The organism is Deltaproteobacteria bacterium, from assembly GCA_026129095.1.
Lineage (GTDB): Bacteria > JAGRBM01 > JAGRBM01 > JAGRBM01 > JAHCIT01 > JAHCIT01.
This window is the reverse complement of sequence record JAHCIT010000010.1, coordinates 96,285-111,948: the sequence shown is the minus strand read 5'-3', so window position 1 is coordinate 111,948 and position 15,664 is coordinate 96,285. Positions and strand designations below refer to the sequence as shown.

The window sequence follows — 15,664 nt, the reverse complement described above, 5'->3', positions numbered from 1 at the left end:
GTGAACCTGATTCCGATGCACCAGATCGTGACCCAGGCCGGCGGCCATGCCACCTGGTTCAACCTGTTTCTCGACGAGCACATCACCCACAACTACACGAACGTCCTGATGGGCGCGACCGCCCTTACCCTCATCATCCTCTGCGGGCTGATCGTTCGCGGCGCTTCGGTAGCCCGGTCGAAAGAACTGGTCCCCGAAGGCCGCACCACGTTCCTCAACTTCTGGGAAATGTTCGTCGAGGGGCTCTACAACATCGTCGTGTCAGTGCTCGGCGAGAAAGAAGCCCGCCGCCAGTTCTGGTTCTTCGGCTCGATCTTCGTCTACCTGTTCTTCTCGAACGCACTGGGCCTCATCCCCGGCTTCCTGCCCTCGACCGACAACCTGTTCACGAACTTTCCTGTCGCCCTGTCGGTGTTCATCTACTACAACTACCAGGGTATCAAATCACACGGCGTCAAGAACTATCTGGCCCACTTCTGGGGACCGCTGTGGTGGCTGGGACCGCTCCTGTTCGTGATCGAGATCGTGTCCCACTCGGTACGGCCGGTATCGCTGTCGCTGCGTCTTTACGCCAATATCTTCGGCGATCACAAGGTGCTCGGCGCGTTCCAGGACATCTTCGCCTATGTGCTTCCGATACCGCTGATGGCGTTCGGCCTGTTCGTCTCGCTTCTGCAGGCCTACGTCTTCATGTTCCTGTCCCTCATCTATGTCGCACTGGCGACCGAGCATGAGCACGGCCACGACGAGCATGGCCACGGGGAGACCCACGAGGGCGCGCACGCACACGCCCACTAAGAGGAAAGGCAAAAGCGTCTATCTCCGGCGCGGCACGGGAGGCTCCATCCAGAATGAGACCCCCGAACGCTCCGGCGGCCAAGACAGTCCGATAAACCAAGCAAACGAACCAGGGAGGTTCACTGAAATGTCCAAGCTAAACCGTATTTCCGCATTCATCGTCGCCGCCATCGTCCTGGCCCCCGCCATCGCGATGGCCGCCGAGCACGACGGCGGGGCATCCAGCCAGGGCTGGATCGCCATTGCCGCCGCCCTCACCATGGGCATCGCCGCCGCGGCGGGCACCTACAGCCAGTCCCGTGCGGCCACCGCCGCGCTGGAAGGCATGGCCCGCAACCCGTCGGCCTCCGGCGACATCCGCGGCTCGATGATTCTCGGCCTCGCGCTGATCGAGTCACTCGTGCTGTTCGCCTTCGTGATCGCGTTCCTGCTGCAGGGCAAGATCTAGGTCGCACGGCGCGGCCCCTGGGCACCGGCCAGCAATGAACCGGATTCCAGCGGCTTTCGGAACGGCTGTCCTGGCGTTTGCCGGGGCAGCCGTTTCCGTTTCCCGTCCGGCGCATGCTAACGACCCCGCCGCGCTGACGGCATCACGATCCCCAAAGCCCGCCACCGCCAAGGAGTCACCCATGACACAGGAACGCGCCGGCGCCATCACCGCCCGCGGCAACCCGCTTACCCTCATCGGCCCCGCCCTGAAGGCCGGCGACAAGGCCCCCGCCTTCACGCTCACCGGACAGGACATGAAGCCCGTCACCCTCGCCGACACTGCCGGCAAGGTGCGTCTCATCTCCGTCGTCCCGTCGCTCGACACGCCCGTGTGCGACACTCAGACCCGCAAGTTCAACGAGAAGGCCGCCACCATCCCAGGTGTGGAGATTCTCACTGTCAGCATGGACCTGCCGATGGCGCAGAAGCGCTGGTGCGGAGCCGCCGGCGTGGACAAGGTGAAGACCGCATCCGACTACAAGGATCACGGTTTCGGGAAGGACTGGGGCGTCCGGATCAAGGAAACCGGGCTCCTCGCCCGCGCCATCTTCGTCGTCGGAAAGGATGACAGGATCACCTACGTTGAGCTGGTACCGGAACTCACCCAGGAACCCGGTTACGACCAGGCGCTCGAAGCGGCCAAAAAGGCGGCCAACTAGCCCCCGATTTTCCTGCCATAAGGTCCCAAGGAAGACGCCCGGCGCCCGGAAAGGGGCCGGGCGGCTTCATTTTCGGGCGGCCTGCAAACGGTGTACACTGGTCCCGTGAGCGACATGTGGACCACGCCCGTCGAGGAGGCTGTCGACCGGGGCGCCTACGAGGAAGCCTTGGGGCTTCTGGATGGGTTGCGCACCGGTTACGGCAGTACGCCGGAGTTCCTTTACTGGACCGGCTATTGCCAGCTGCATCTCAGCCGGTACGATCTGGCGCGGGAATCGCTGACCAGCGCACGCCGGGCGGACACAGACAACGCCAACCGGTTCCGGATCACGATTGCGCTCGCCAACCTGATGCTCCGCACGGGCAAGTACCGTGATGCCGCCGTGCTGCTGGAAGAGCTGCTGGGTTCCGGCGGACATGAGGACACCGACAGTGTCGTCCTGAACTATTCGCTGGGACAGGCCTATTTCTATCTTGGCAACTTTTCGCAGGCGCTTCCCGCCTTCAACCGGGCGCTCGACACCTACGAGAAGCTCGGCAACCGGCGCGGCATCATCAGCACCCGGCAATCGATTGCCGCTTCCTGCCAGCTCATGCACGAGCCCCAGGCAGCCATCGAGCAGTACCTGAAAGCCTACCGCCTCGCCGAGGAACTGGACGATCCGCTCTCGCTTGGCCTCATTTACCTGAACCTCGGGTCGCTCTACCAGGACCGAGCCCACTACCAGAATGCCCTGTCCTACTACGAGCAGGCACTCGCCCTGATGACCCGGCTGGGGCGGGCCAACTACCAGGCGGCGCTCCTCAGCAACCTCGGAAATCTCTACTCGATCATCCGCCAGTTCGACCGTGCCCGCGACTGCTTCAACCGGGCCGGCGAGATCACCCGCGTACCGGAACTCAGTCTCTACCAGGCCCATCTCGCTGTGTACAAGGCGGAAATGCTGCGGGAAACCGGCGAGCTGGAGGCTGCTGCCGCCGAGCTGGACCGTGCGGGAGAGATTTTTCAGGGCTTCAAGAACTCCAACGACTTCCTCCTGCTCCTCGGCGCCCGGACCGAACTGGCGCTCCGGAGCGGCGACACGGCTGCTGCCAGTGACTGGCTTGGCCAGTTCCGCTCGATGGCCGAGGGACTCAACACCCCGTCAGCCCAGCATCAGATGGCCATGCTGGAAGCAAAAGTGGCGATTGCCCCCGGCGGCCCGAAATCTTCCAAACGGCTGCAGAAACTGCTCGCCCAGGCATCCACCTTTTACCGGAAGGCCGGTTACCTCGCCCAGCTCTGGGAAGCGGAAGTCCTGTCTGGACGGATGGCGCTGGCCCGCGGGGAGGCAGCCCTTGCCCGCGAGAAGTTCATGCGTGCCTACGACATTCACGAGGAAATCCGGGGCAACGTGCCGGCGGCGGCCCGCGAGGGCTTCGACCAGCGCCCTGAATTTGCCGCCTTCGAGCGCGATTGCCGGCAACTGGCCCTCGACAAGTCGAGCTTCGTGCTGCTCAAGATCCTCGCTTTCAACAAGCGGCTGAACGCTGGACTGGACGATACAGACGCCGAGGGGTTCCTTTTCTCCATACTGGAAGAAGCGATGAACCTGTCCCAGCCCGATGAGGGGTACCTCTTTATTGGTGACGAGGTGCGTGCCGCCATGTCGGCCGAAACGGGCCGCATGAACCCCCATCAGGTGAAGGTCGCCTACTGGGATATCGTGCAGCCGCTGGCGGAGAAGGTCCGCGTCACCGGCGAATCGGCCCTCAGCATCGAGAGCGCGCTACCGGCCGATCTCGACCAGACGATGCGCGACCTCGAAGTCCTCTCGGTCATGGTGGTGCCGATTCGTGCCCTGGGACGGGTGCTGGGGCTTGTATACCTGCACAAGCGCCATTCGCCGGGTGCCTTCAGCACTGAAAACCTGTTCCTCATCGAGGCGTTCTGCGATCAGGCCGGACTCGCCCTGTCGAACTCCGACCGCATCCGGCGCGTACGTGAGCATGAGGCACAACTCTCCACGGAACTGAGCTACCTCAAGAACCAGATGGACGCGGAGTACGCAGTCGTAAGCCCCCAGTCTGCCCGTTTCCGCGAAACCCTGCGTCTGGTCCGCGCCGCCGCGCACGGCACTGGCTCCGTGCTTCTTCGCGGCGAAACCGGCAGCGGCAAGGAAGTGCTTGCCCGCGAAATCCACCGCCTGTCAGACCGTTCCGGCGGTCCGTTCGTCCGGATCAATCTGCCGGCCATCCCGGCGAGTCTGCTGGAGTCCGAACTGTTCGGACACGAGGCTGGCGCCTTCACCGGCGCCACGCGCCGCAAGACCGGCCTGCTCGAAATCGCATCCGGTGGAACGGTTCTGCTGGACGAAATAGGCGACCTGCCGCTCGCCGGGCAGGTGAAGCTCCTCCGTGTCCTGGAGGAAAAGGTCATCACGCGCCTTGGCTCCACGCGGGAAACGCCAGTCGATATCCGGGTCGTCGCTGCCACCAACCGGGATCTGGAGACCATGATGGCGCGGGGCGAGTTCCGCGAGGATCTTTTTTACCGCCTGAATGTTTTCTCTATCGATATCCCGCCGCTCCGCGAGCGGCGGGATGACATCCTGCCGCTCGCGAGTGGATTCCTGGAACAGCTTGCCCGTTCTTTGGGGCGGGACGTAACCGGGTTCTCCGAGCATGCCCGCGCCGCGCTGCTCGACTACCCCTGGCCCGGGAACGTGCGCGAACTGAAGAACGTCATCCACCGTGCCCTGCTGCTCGAGGACGGCCCGGTCCTGGAGCTGGCGAGCTTCGCGCCCGCACCGGGCAGCCTGCCCGGTGCCATGGACGGTTCCCGCTACCAGAACCGGCTGGGGCAGACCCGGGCCGAATCGGTCCGGGAGGCGCTCGCCATCACCGGTGGCAACCGCAAGGCCGCCGCCAAGCTGCTCGGTATCAGCCGGTCCCGGCTGTATGAACTCTTGAAAACGCTGGAGCCCGAGGCCGGTCAGGCCAACTAGACTCCCGCTGGCTCCGCACCTCAGAGCGGCAAGAATGTCCGTTTGGAGTGGGCTATGTCCGGTTTTCCGGACATAGCAGATCATGCTATGACGACAGCCTTACAGGTGTAGGCTAACTACTTGAAATAATTACTGAATACTGGCATTGGGGCGGTTCGGCCAGCGGCACGGGATTTGCGTATCCTTAGTACAGAAGCGCACGAAACAGCAGGAAAGGCCGGAAATTGCTGAGAATTTTCACCGGAGCCGCATCACGCACGGGGCGAGGACTCGCTCTCGCGGGCCTCTTTTGTGCTGCCGCCGTGATACCAGCCTGCCAGGTTGGCGGCCCGCCGCCAATCGTCGAGCCGGGCCCTCCGGTGCTCCGCGCCCAGGCCGAACGGATCGCTGTCGCCCCGTCGATCTTCCCCGCTTCCAACCCGCCCGCCTCAATCACAGTCGAGGTGAAGCTGCGCGGCGACCTGTATCCCGAGAGCATCCTGTTTCAGGCCGAGGCCCGGCTCTCCTACCTGTCGCCCGATGAAACCGGCGAGATCATCTCTACCGATCTGCTGACCATGACGCTGCAGGATCCGGCGCGGGAAAATCTCTTTACCGGCCAGTTCGACACGGCGGCACTGCTTGATGGCCCCGCCACCTCAGGCGGCACGATCCGGCAGCGTCTTGCCGCGCACGGCGCGGATCAGGTTTCGCTGCGGCTTATCGGGCGAATCCTCGCAGCCGGCATCGATGCCGACACCCCCTGGGACGAGACGAACGTGCTCGACAGTTCCATGCCGCAGCCGGAGATCGTGAGCCTGTCGGCAGCAGCAGTGCTGCCGGGCAACACGCTTGAGATCACCGTCACCGGACACAATCTGGAAACGGTCACTGCCGGCGTGATGGAAGGCTTGGCGGGACTCACCGTCGACTCCATTAGTGGTGCCACTGCCGACACGGTGCAAATCAGCCTGACCGCAGCTTCCACTGCCGGGCCCGGTCACAGAACCCTTCGGCTGCTTGGTTCGGGCGGGCTTTCCCCTGTGACCCAGCTTGCCCGGATCACCGTTATTGACATAACAAAACCCGCGATCCTGTCGCTGACTCTTCCCGCCGGAAACCAGGGGACTCCCTACTCGTTCCAGCTTCTTTCCAGCGGCGGCACCGGCGCGGTCAGCTGGGCGTTCCGCAGCGGTTCGTTCCCCTCGGGCATGACCATCAGCTCCGGAGGGCTCCTGTCGGGCACACCAGCGACTGCTGGTACTTATGTATTTGACCTCTCAGTCCGCGACCAGGATCTGAATGAGGATCGCCGCACGTTCCTGCTCACCATCGTCCCGCCGCCGGGCGACGGACGTGATGCACTTCTGGTTCCCTGTGATGCCTTTGCCGATTCCGTCGCCGCCCAGAACGGCACCCAGGAGGCCGACCGCGCCACCGGCGCGCCCGATCCCGTCACGGCGGTTCTCAGCGGCTCGCAGCCTCCGGTCGTGGGACTTGCTCCGGCGAATCTCTCGCTCGTCTCGCAACTTGCCAATGGAGCATATCTTCTCCTCGACATGGGCCCCGATCCCTGCGAATGGATTCAGGCCCGTCCCTCACGGGCAGCCGACGCCTGGCTCGATATGGCGGGCCCCTACCGGTCGTCGGTGCTGGTATGGCTGTCGCAGACCACTACCACGCTTGCACGGCTGGCGCTTGCACAGGCTCCCAACTCCGGTTCGATCGGCTCCGGCCGGTTCGCTCTCGATGCGGGCAGTGACGGGACGCTCTACCGGTACGTGACCATCGCCCTGAACGACAACACACCCGCCAAGGTGGACGCTGTTGAGCGGGCCAGCAACGACCTGCTGGCGCCAGAAACCTATTCCCCGGACATCGAGATCCTGGCGGGTGGAGTTCCGCAAACAAACGGCAACGACCTTCGCCTGACCCTTTACGGCGATGACACCCAGGGCGGATCCGACCCGGCGGGGAAAATCGCCTCGTTCACGATCCAGCTTCACAACCTCACGACCGGCATCACCGAGCCTGACGCCAGCGCCGAATCGGCAAACGGGTTCACCGCTGCTTACGAGGCAACTGGTCTCGATGACGGAAACTATGAATTTTCCGTCTATGCGGTTGACCTGTTCAGCAATGCTGACCCCGTCCCGGTTACCGGCGGTTTTACCATCGACACCACCGGTCCGGAGCTTTCGGACCTCGACTTCACCGCCTCCTCGACGGTGATCTCGACTGGCGGATCGGTTTCTTTGCAGGTGACCGTGCTTGCCGGCGATCCGCTTTCTGGAGTCGCCGCTGTAACGGCAGCAGTGTCAGGCCCCGGCGGGCCCTACAGCTTCGAGCTGGCAGCCCTTGGCGAAGGTCTGTGGGGCGGAACCCTCGATGATGTTGACCAGGCGGGTGCCTATACGGTCCTCGTCGAGGCAGCAGACGGGCGCAGCAATACGTCAGACCTCGCCGCCGGACCGGTCACCCTGACGGCCAACATGCCCCCGGCGGTAGATGCTGGCCCGAACTTCTCCGCTCCTGAACTCACGATGGTGATTCTCGACGCCTCTGGTACCAGCGACCCCGAGGGCGGTGCCGTCACCTTCGAATGGGTACAGACCGGCGGCTCTCCCTTCGTGACCATCCAGGGGGCGGGCGCCATTGTGAGTTTCTTTGCGCCGGAACTGCTGAGCAACACACCTGTCCTGCTCACGTTTCAGGTGACAGCGACTGACCCGGCAGGCGCTTCGGCGTCGGACTCAGTCATTGTGACGATTACCAATGTCAATCAGCCCCCACTCGTCAGTGCCGGACCAGACGTCACAATTCCGGATAGCGCGCCTTATTCGCTCTCCGGTTCGGCCGTGGACCCCGAAGGGGATTCCTACTCGCTTCTATGGACCCAGCTTTCGGGACCGGACGTGGGCATCACCGGACAGACCACTGCGGATCCATCGTTCAACCCGCCGGATGCATCGGGCGGCGACATTACGCTCATCTTCCAGCTCACCGCGACCGACGTCTTTACAGCCAGCGCATCGGATACCGTCATTATCACGATATCGACTTCCAACTACCCGCCGGTCGCCAATGCAGGTCCCGATCAGTTCGTTTTCGACACGACGCCCCTGTTTATTGATGGCACGGCCTCCTACGACCCGGAAGGCGGCGGCCTCACCTACCTCTGGAGCATGACCGCCGGCAATCCCGCGCATATTCCCGGCTGGGCCGCCGTGAACAAGACGACCTCGACCATTACCCTGGCTGCGATCAATGCCGGGACGGACACGGCATTCACATTCCAGCTTCAGGTAACCGACAACCAGTTCCAGACGCACACGGACACGGTGACGGTCAACGTGAAACGGCTGTGTGTGCAGCCGGTCAGCCTGACCAGCGCTTCAAGGCAGTATGGCCGCGCCCTCAACCAGGCTGTTGATGGCGAACTGCAATTCGTCCTCCAGCAGGGTGTTGCCTCGCTGTTCTACCGGGACTGGGCGGCAGGCACCCGGCACGATTTCGCCCTGCCCGGCGGCGCCGGGAAAATGATGGCGCACGACACCGTCCGCCGGCTTCTGTGGATAGCAGGCGATGCGTCTCTTGATCGGGTGAACCTGGACGACCTGTCGGTCACGACGGCCGCCACGCTTCCCGCGCCAGCGCTCGACATCGCCGTTGATACCGGCACCGGCCGGGTGGGTGTGCTCACCAGCAACACCGGAGGCCGGCTCGTCTTTTTTGATACCACAGGCGGACCCAGCACCGGCTCGGTCGATCTGGACCGTGCGAACCCCGGCGCGCTCTCGCTCATCGCATCACCCTGGTCCGGCCGGTTTGTGGTCGCCGACCGGGACAACCGGCGGATCGACTTCGTGAACCCCGCCATCCCGGCAGTGCTTTTCGATGTTCCCTTCACACCGGAAACAGAGATCACCGGAGTGACTGCCAACCCTGATACCGGGGTCATTGCGGTCATACATGCCGCAGGGATCACGGAGGTTTCCGATGACGGCGCGGTAATCGTGCACCGGAGTCTCGGGAACGATCCGCCCAGCCGTTACGACGCCATATACACGCCTGAAGGCGAACTGGTGGCTGTCCGTGGTCTGGGCTCCGGTGAGGCCACCACAAGCCGCAGCCTTTACCGGTCAATGCTGGCCTTCTTCACCGGCTCGGTGACTGACTTGCCCGATCTGGGAGATGTCGCGCTGAACCTTCCGGCGAAAACCCCCTCACGCGCCGGGGATTTCATCGCCACGGCCAGCGTAGACGAGTTTGCCATCCTGGAGGCGAGGAAATCAGGCGCTTCGCGCCTGACCATCGTTACGGGAACCGATGCTCCGTACGACACCCGGACGATTGATCTAACCAATGACGAGCCGCTGTCCATTCGTGCCGCCGGAGGCCGCTACTATGTGCTCACGGCGGGCGGCGACCTCGTTCGGGTCGTTCCCGGCGAGAGCGACGTCATCTCCATCGACCGGCCTGCGGCACAGGCAGGCATACTTGCCGTTGACGACACCGGGCGGCTGCAGGTCACCGACCGCCGGGCACGGCGGCTGTGGCAGGTTGCGGGCCAGAGTCCCACGATTACTGTCTCACGGCAGGAACTGCCGGGCCTGCCGGCAGCACTGGCCACAGCCGGCTCAGAACCGGTCGTCGGGCAGATTGATACAGGCCGTAGTGGCGGGCGTTACACGCTGCTCATGGCTGACGGATCCGGAACCGTCTGGTCTGGTCCCGACAGCTACACCGGTACGCATATTACCCCGCCCGTCACCGATGGGACGCGCACCTACTCATACCGGCACGGACAGGAGCAGATCGAGGTTTACCTGAACGATACCGGCATCCTGGACCGGGTCATTGCCGTCACGATCAGCCCGGTCCGGCTGGCTGTCTCGCCCGGCGGCGATACCCTCGCCGCCATTGATCCGGATGCCCGGATGGCGGGCCTCTACAGGCTGGACGATGACGATGATGAATACCTGATCCCGACCGGAGAAGGACCGGCTGAACTGGTCTTCAATGGGGACGGGAGCCGCCTCATCGTCAGGGAACGGACTACGAGCCGGGCGCTGGTCATCGACGTCGACAGTGCTGCCGCCATCGCCGAGCATGCGATCCCGGTGACGAACATTCCGGCTCCCACCGACCCTGCGGGCATTGGACGCCGGTCGCTCGTCTATCACCCGGCGAGCGGTTTCTTCTACCTGTCCTCCGGCATGAACCTGCTGAAGCTTTCCGGCAGCGGCTCCAGCCCCGCAGTCATCACGCCCGTTGCATTGCTTCCCATCACGTCGCTGGATGTGATCGGTAACTATGTCGCCGTCACGGACGGCGGCCGCCGGGTATTCCTTGTCAGTCCCGCGCAGAACCACCGGGCCTTCCAGATCAACATCCCGGTGACGCCGCCAGACGGGAATTTCCAGCGCGTGGCGGCGGATCCCAACGGGGAGTTGCTGTACGTGGCCGGTGAGCACACCGTCACGGTCATCGATTTCCGGAATGGGTGCACCTACCCGCGCCCGGTCAACTATGCCTGGGCAGCCCCATGGATCGAACAGGACCGCTTCGATCCTGACCGCACTGCGTACGCCTATGCCGGTCCGGAAAACCTGTGGAACCGGGTGCTCCGTCAGGCGAAGGCCGCCATGCGGGGCCTTTTCAGTTCCCTCTATTCATCCGTGCGGCCAGCTTCCGCCCGGGCAGAGTCCAAACCCAAGGTCTTCACCGTGGCCGAAGGCCACACCTGCCAATTCATGGAGAAAGGAAACCTCCCATGAAACTCAACCACCCTGTAAAACCCAACCAACTCGATGTTCCGTTCCGTGCACCGGCCTCATCGCTCGGCGCCCGGCTGGAACCGGCCGCTCCGCCCAACGGCGTTGCGAGCACGATGGCCTGGCAGAACCTGCCGCTGCCGCAGGAGGAGGAAACCCTCTCCCGGCCCCGGCGGGATCCCTACGAGGCATCCCGGCAGAAAAACCGGCGTGAGGCCATTCTTGCTGCCGGCAGTCTGCTCAAGGATGCCCTCAAGGACCGGGGAATCCCTGTCCGGACGCGGCAACCCCTCAAGCTGGTAGGCAAAAACAGCGGCTGACGGTCCTCTTCAGGGCATTATCCACCGCTGCTTGGGGCTCGGAATCCCCTGCCCAGCCAGTATTAACGCGGCGCGGTATTGATTTTACTGGCCATCCATGGTCTTAATGCCGACCCCTGTTTGCCAGCGGTGAGCCAGGGAGAGAGCAGTCAGTATCAGATGGCAGACCCCGGTTTCCGAATCCTGATCGCTCCTTCCGAACGGAAGGCTCCCGGGGGCACTACACCCTGGAGCCAGGTCAAGGCGGACCCGAAAGTAAACCGGTTTGCCGAGCTGGCAGGTGAACGCGATCGCGTCGCAACTGCTTTGAAGCAGGCCATAACCGCCAAGGTTCGTCTGGCTGACCTGTTCGACCTCAAGGGCAAGGCCCTCGAAAAGGCCATTGAAACGAATCTCGATCTGGCCAATGCGCCCACAATGACTGCCCTCGAACGATACGCGGGCGACATGTATGCGGCGATTGATCCGTCCAGCCTGCCCTCCGATGCGGTTCAGCTCTTTAAAAAGGCGGGCCTCATTGTTTCTGGACTGCTGGGGATTGTGACGCCAGGCGATCTCATTCCTGACTACAAGCTCAAGATCGGTGCCCAGCTCCCCGACGTGGGGCCTTTGACCCGGTACTGGAAGGGCGAACTGGCGCATCTGTGGATCCGTGAGCTGAAGGGCCGTGGCGTTCTCGACCTTCTACCCGAGGAACATGCCAAGACCATTGCCCCGCCGTCAGGTGCGATTGCCTGGGTTCAGGTGAAGTTCGGCAAGACGAGCGGCAAGGGTTCCAAGGTCAGGTTCACCTCGATTACCCACGGCGCGAAAGTCCTGCGCGGACAGCTCGTGCGGAGCGTGCTTGAAGCGGGCAAGTTCGACCCGAAGGGCTGGTCCCGCAAGAGCCCGGTCCCCAAGTTCAAGGTCTCGAAGGAACTGTCGAGCTACGACGGCGTTTCCGGCGAGATCGTCTTCGTCCAGGGATAACCGGTCAGTTTCTCAGGCTGGCTGAAGTCCAGGCTCCCCGGTCCGCTGCCGCTCGGCAGCGCGCTTTATCTCAAGCAGCATCAGTCCGATCACGAAATAGTGGACCCACTGGAAGAACAGCAGCCACACGAGACGGAACCATGGGTCTTCGATAGAACAGTCGGCGGTAAACTCGAGAATGGTCCGGTTGTCGTCCTTGGGATCAGGCTCCAGGGTCCAGGTCAGCTTCCCCTCCAGCGGCCCGTCCGTATAGCGCAGGCGCACGCGGTGGTCTTTTTGGACCTTGCTCACCTCGAATCCGATCTTCAGGCTCTCGAACAGCGGGTTCAGCGAAATAGCGTCCCCTTTGTCCATGCTGTCCCGGTCCGGAAAGGTGAAGCGGTAGCCCATCCGCGAAGCCGACACTTCTCCGCTGCCGGTTGTCTCCTGGGGCAATCCGAGCATCTGGCGCAGGAACCGGTATCCACCAATTACCTCAAACACGTCTTCCACCGGTGACGCGATACCGATCACGTACCGCTCCAGTTCCAGTTCTCCGGTGACTGGCCCGACGATGAACTGATCCAGCGGGTTGATCATGGGACTACCTCCGCTTCCATTTACCGGTGTCAGCCGAACCAGACACTCTCACGCCCGGCGAGATCCTCATTGACCATTTCCTGGACAGTGTCCTGTATCTCCCGTGCAATACGGCGCATCAGTTCGGGATCCTCGGTCGCATGCTCCGGGTATTCCCGATGAAGCTCGATTGGCGCTCCATAGCGAATCCGGTATTTGGTCGGAAGCGGAAGCCCCCACAGGGGAAGGGGCAGAAGCAGCATCTGGGGCGTGATGGGGAAATACGGAACACCCAGGGCTTTGGCGAGCGGCTTGATATTGACGAGCGCCGGATACTGTTCCTCGCCCCCGATCACCGATGTTGGAATAATCGGCGTCTTGTGCCTGATCGCCAGTTCCACGAAACCCACATTGAAATTGACCAGCTTGTACCGGTCGCTGAACGGCTTGCCGGGGCCCTTGGCCCCCTCTGGAAAAACCGTCACCAGTTCTTCCGATTCGAGAAGCTGTTCGAAGTTGTACCGGGTGCCTGTCACCTGGCCACAGCGCTGCATGAATGTTCCGACCGAAGGTATCCCCGAAAACACCTTTTCGATGATCCCCCTCATCAGCCGGGGATTGGGTGCCTTCTCCATGATGTCAATGTAAATCAGCAGGCCGTCGATCGGCAGCACGCCGGAGTGGTTCGGAACGACCATCGCCCGGCCCCTGGCTGGCAGGTTTTCATGTCCCGTGCTTTCTGCGCGGAACCAGCTCTGGTAAAGCGGCCGTGCCAGCAGGTAGCCCAGCAGGATTGATTCGCGCTCCATGCCGAACTGGTCGTAGCCGAAACCCAGATCGTTGAACGGGGCATTCAGAATGAGGTCCACGCGCTCGTCACCCAGCACCCGCCGGGCGAATTCGATCACACGATGCCTGTTCGACTGGTCCATAACCGTATCTACCGGCCACCTGAATGGGGCCGCCCTTCATGGGTGCCCCAGCCCCTGAAACTGCGGCACACCCAGGACGTGTGTAGCACGCGCCGGGCGCGGGACAACTGGGAGGGAAACTCATCCGCCGAACTGGCGGCGGATTTCAAGGAGAATAAGGTCGCGGGTAAAGGGCTTCCTGAGATAGCCGTCCATCCCGGCATCGAACGCCTCTTCCTCGGCGGTACCGGAGGTGTGGGCCGAAATCGCCACCACAGGGAGTTTCGAGCCATAGGACCGGAGGCGGATTTCGCGAGTGGCCTGTATTCCATCCATGCGGGGCATGGCGAGATCCATCAGGACAAGATCGAACTTCGACTTTTCCAGCTTGTTGAGCGCCTCGACGCCATCCTCTGCCAGAACCACCGCATATCCCTGCGGTTCCAGCATCTCCCGGAGCATTGTCCGGGTTTCCGGATCGTCATCCACCACGAGGATCGTCTTGCCCTTGCCCAAGCGAGAATCCCTCCACGCGCCCTTTCACTATATTCAAAATTTCACGACAAATATATGCCCGCCGCGTCAAGAGACTGTGAAAACCGCTCTTGGCGCGGCACGGCAAAGTCCCGGTTACTGCCTTAAACCGGATAAACTCCGTGTTTCCGATAGGGACGGAGCATCCGCTTGGACTCCGAAAAGAACAGGGCCTGGATGATCCGTTGCCGGGTTTCCCGGGGGTCGATCACGTCATCGACCATCGCCCAGCCGGCGGCAACGTAGGGATCTATCGTTTCCCGGATCTTGTCTGCCATCTGCTTGGCGGCATCCGGCCGCTGGGCCTCCGGCATGGCTTCGAGCATCTTCCGGGCGAAGATCGCCACCATTCCTTCCGGCCCCATGACTGAAATCTCCGCCAGCGGCCAGGCGAGGATCGCGTCCGGTTCATAGGCCGCACCATTCATCACGTAATAGCCCGCGCCGTAGCACTTGCGGAGCAGTATGGTCACCTTTGGCACCGTGGCGGTCGCTACCGCATGCAGCATTTTTGCGCCATGCCGGATGATCCCCTGCTGCTCAACCTTCGAGCCAACGACAAACCCCGGAGTATCCTGCAGAAAGACAAGCGGAATCGAGAAGGCATCACACAGCCACACAAAACGTGCGGCCTTGTCCGCGGCATTCACGTCCAGCGCACCGCCCAGGAACATCGGGTTCGAGGCGACGATTCCCGCCGGACGGCCCCCGAACCGGGCGAAGCCGGTACAGATATTCCGCGCCCATTTGGGCTTCATCTCGAAGAACGAGCCTTCATCGGCGATGAACCCGATCACCTTATGAACGTCATAAGCCCGTTTGGGATTGTCGGGAATCACATCAAGGATCTTGTCCTCAATGAGACCGTCCTTTCCGGTGTATGGAACGACAGGGGGCTTTTCCTCGCAGTTCGACGGGAAATAGGAAAGGTATTGCTTGATCTTCTCGATGCACTCCTGATCGCTGGCGGTTTCCAGATCGCCCACGCCGGAAATTTCCGTGTGAATCTGCGAACCGCCGAGATCCTGCTCCGACACGTCCTCGCCCACGGCCGCCTTCACCAGATACGGACCGGCAAGCGCCATGCTGGACGTGCCCTTCACCATTGGAACGAAGTCGGCAAGGCCGGGAATGTAGGCCGTCCCCGCCGCTCCCGGTCCCACCATCGCGCACACCTGGGGCACGACGCCTGAAAGCACTGCCTGTTCCTGGAACAGGAACCCGGTGCCGGCGAACCTCGACGCCTCACGGTCATGGCTGCCGCCGCCGATGCGGGCGCCGGCCGAATCGATCAGCCACACGATCGGAATCCGCCAGCGCAGGACCATCTCCCGCAGCCGGGCCATCTTGTTCTCGGAAACCTCTCCGATAGAACCGCCGAAGACCGTGAAGTCGTAGGCGGCCACCGCCACCTTCCGGCCGTTCACCGTTCCGTAACCGGTAACACAGCCGTCGGCCGGGGAGCGTGCCTTGCTGTCACCGTGGTGATAGCCCAGCCGCCCGAACTCCATGAACGACCCCGGATCAAGCAGCAGGTCAATGCGCTCGCGACAGGTCAGCTTGCCCCGTTCGTGCTGCTTCTGGATCTTGTCTTCCCCGCCCAGCAGCAGGGTATCGGCGCGCTTTTTGTCGAGTTCCGCAATCCGCTCACGCATGGTCGGCATGTTCAGGTTATCTCCGTT

At 62.7% G+C, this 15,664-nt stretch carries 11 protein-coding genes; 7 read left to right on the top strand and 4 right to left on the bottom strand.

Annotated elements, in window-relative coordinates:
* The 7 genes from atpB (at nucleotide 1) to yaaA (ending at nucleotide 11,979) form a co-directional block, all read left to right on the top strand.
* Nucleotides 1-798 carry a F0F1 ATP synthase subunit A gene (gene atpB, locus KIT79_13970; protein MCW5830410.1) on the top strand — a complete coding sequence of 266 codons (798 nt, stop codon included), beginning with the start codon at nucleotides 1-3 and terminating at the stop codon, nucleotides 796-798.
* 127 nt (nucleotides 799-925) lie between these two features.
* Nucleotides 926-1,246: an ATP synthase F0 subunit C gene (locus tag KIT79_13965; GenBank protein ID MCW5830409.1), complete on the top strand. Its 321-nt coding sequence runs from the start codon at nucleotides 926-928 to the stop codon at nucleotides 1,244-1,246.
* Nucleotides 1,247-1,427: 181 nt separating this feature from the next.
* Nucleotides 1,428-1,946, top strand: coding sequence for a thiol peroxidase (gene tpx, locus KIT79_13960; protein ID MCW5830408.1), 519 nt, complete (start codon nucleotides 1,428-1,430; stop codon nucleotides 1,944-1,946).
* Between the two features lie 105 nt (nucleotides 1,947-2,051).
* On the top strand, nucleotides 2,052-4,934 hold the full coding sequence (locus KIT79_13955) for a sigma 54-interacting transcriptional regulator (GenBank protein ID MCW5830407.1): 2,883 nt from the start codon (nucleotides 2,052-2,054) through the stop codon (nucleotides 4,932-4,934).
* Between the two features lie 224 nt (nucleotides 4,935-5,158).
* Nucleotides 5,159-10,693, top strand: coding sequence for a putative Ig domain-containing protein (locus KIT79_13950; protein MCW5830406.1), 5,535 nt, complete (start codon nucleotides 5,159-5,161; stop codon nucleotides 10,691-10,693).
* Nucleotides 10,690-11,010, top strand: coding sequence for a hypothetical protein (locus tag KIT79_13945; protein MCW5830405.1), 321 nt, complete (start codon nucleotides 10,690-10,692; stop codon nucleotides 11,008-11,010). Before KIT79_13950 ends, KIT79_13945 begins: the two co-directional genes overlap by 4 nt.
* A gap of 159 nt (nucleotides 11,011-11,169) precedes the next feature.
* Nucleotides 11,170-11,979 carry a peroxide stress protein YaaA gene (gene yaaA / locus KIT79_13940; protein ID MCW5830404.1) on the top strand — a complete coding sequence of 270 codons (810 nt, stop codon included), beginning with the start codon at nucleotides 11,170-11,172 and terminating at the stop codon, nucleotides 11,977-11,979.
* A gap of 12 nt (nucleotides 11,980-11,991) precedes the next feature.
* Here yaaA and KIT79_13935 read toward each other — a convergent pair whose 3' ends face one another.
* The 4 genes from KIT79_13935 to KIT79_13920 form a co-directional block, all read right to left on the bottom strand.
* A complete protein-coding gene (locus tag KIT79_13935) occupies nucleotides 11,992-12,558 on the bottom strand; it encodes a hypothetical protein (GenBank protein MCW5830403.1) in 567 nt (188 codons plus the stop codon).
* A 29-nt stretch (nucleotides 12,559-12,587) separates the two neighbouring features.
* Complete coding sequence (locus tag KIT79_13930; protein MCW5830402.1) at nucleotides 12,588-13,469, bottom strand: acyltransferase family protein; 882 nt, start codon at nucleotides 13,467-13,469, stop codon at nucleotides 12,588-12,590.
* A gap of 120 nt (nucleotides 13,470-13,589) precedes the next feature.
* Nucleotides 13,590-13,964, bottom strand: a complete 375-nt coding sequence (locus tag KIT79_13925; protein MCW5830401.1) for a response regulator — start codon at nucleotides 13,962-13,964, stop codon at nucleotides 13,590-13,592.
* A 122-nt stretch (nucleotides 13,965-14,086) separates the two neighbouring features.
* Nucleotides 14,087-15,637 carry an acyl-CoA carboxylase subunit beta gene (locus KIT79_13920; protein ID MCW5830400.1) on the bottom strand — a complete coding sequence of 517 codons (1,551 nt, stop codon included), beginning with the start codon at nucleotides 15,635-15,637 and terminating at the stop codon, nucleotides 14,087-14,089.
* Nucleotides 15,638-15,664: the final 27 nt, after the last annotated feature.

Excerpts from the sequence above, each read along its gene's own strand:
- tpx (MCW5830408.1), top strand. The coding sequence starts at position 1,428 with ATGACACAGGAACGCGCCGGCGCCATCACCGCCCGCGGCAACCCGCTT.
- KIT79_13930 (MCW5830402.1), bottom strand. The coding sequence starts at position 13,469 with ATGGACCAGTCGAACAGGCATCGTGTGATCGAATTCGCCCGGCGGGTG.
- KIT79_13935 (MCW5830403.1), bottom strand. The coding sequence starts at position 12,558 with ATGATCAACCCGCTGGATCAGTTCATCGTCGGGCCAGTCACCGGAGAA.
- KIT79_13965 (MCW5830409.1), top strand. The coding sequence starts at position 926 with ATGTCCAAGCTAAACCGTATTTCCGCATTCATCGTCGCCGCCATCGTC.
- KIT79_13945 (MCW5830405.1), top strand. The coding sequence starts at position 10,690 with ATGAAACTCAACCACCCTGTAAAACCCAACCAACTCGATGTTCCGTTC.
- KIT79_13920 (MCW5830400.1), bottom strand. The coding sequence starts at position 15,637 with ATGCGTGAGCGGATTGCGGAACTCGACAAAAAGCGCGCCGATACCCTG.
- yaaA (MCW5830404.1), top strand. The coding sequence starts at position 11,170 with ATGGCAGACCCCGGTTTCCGAATCCTGATCGCTCCTTCCGAACGGAAG.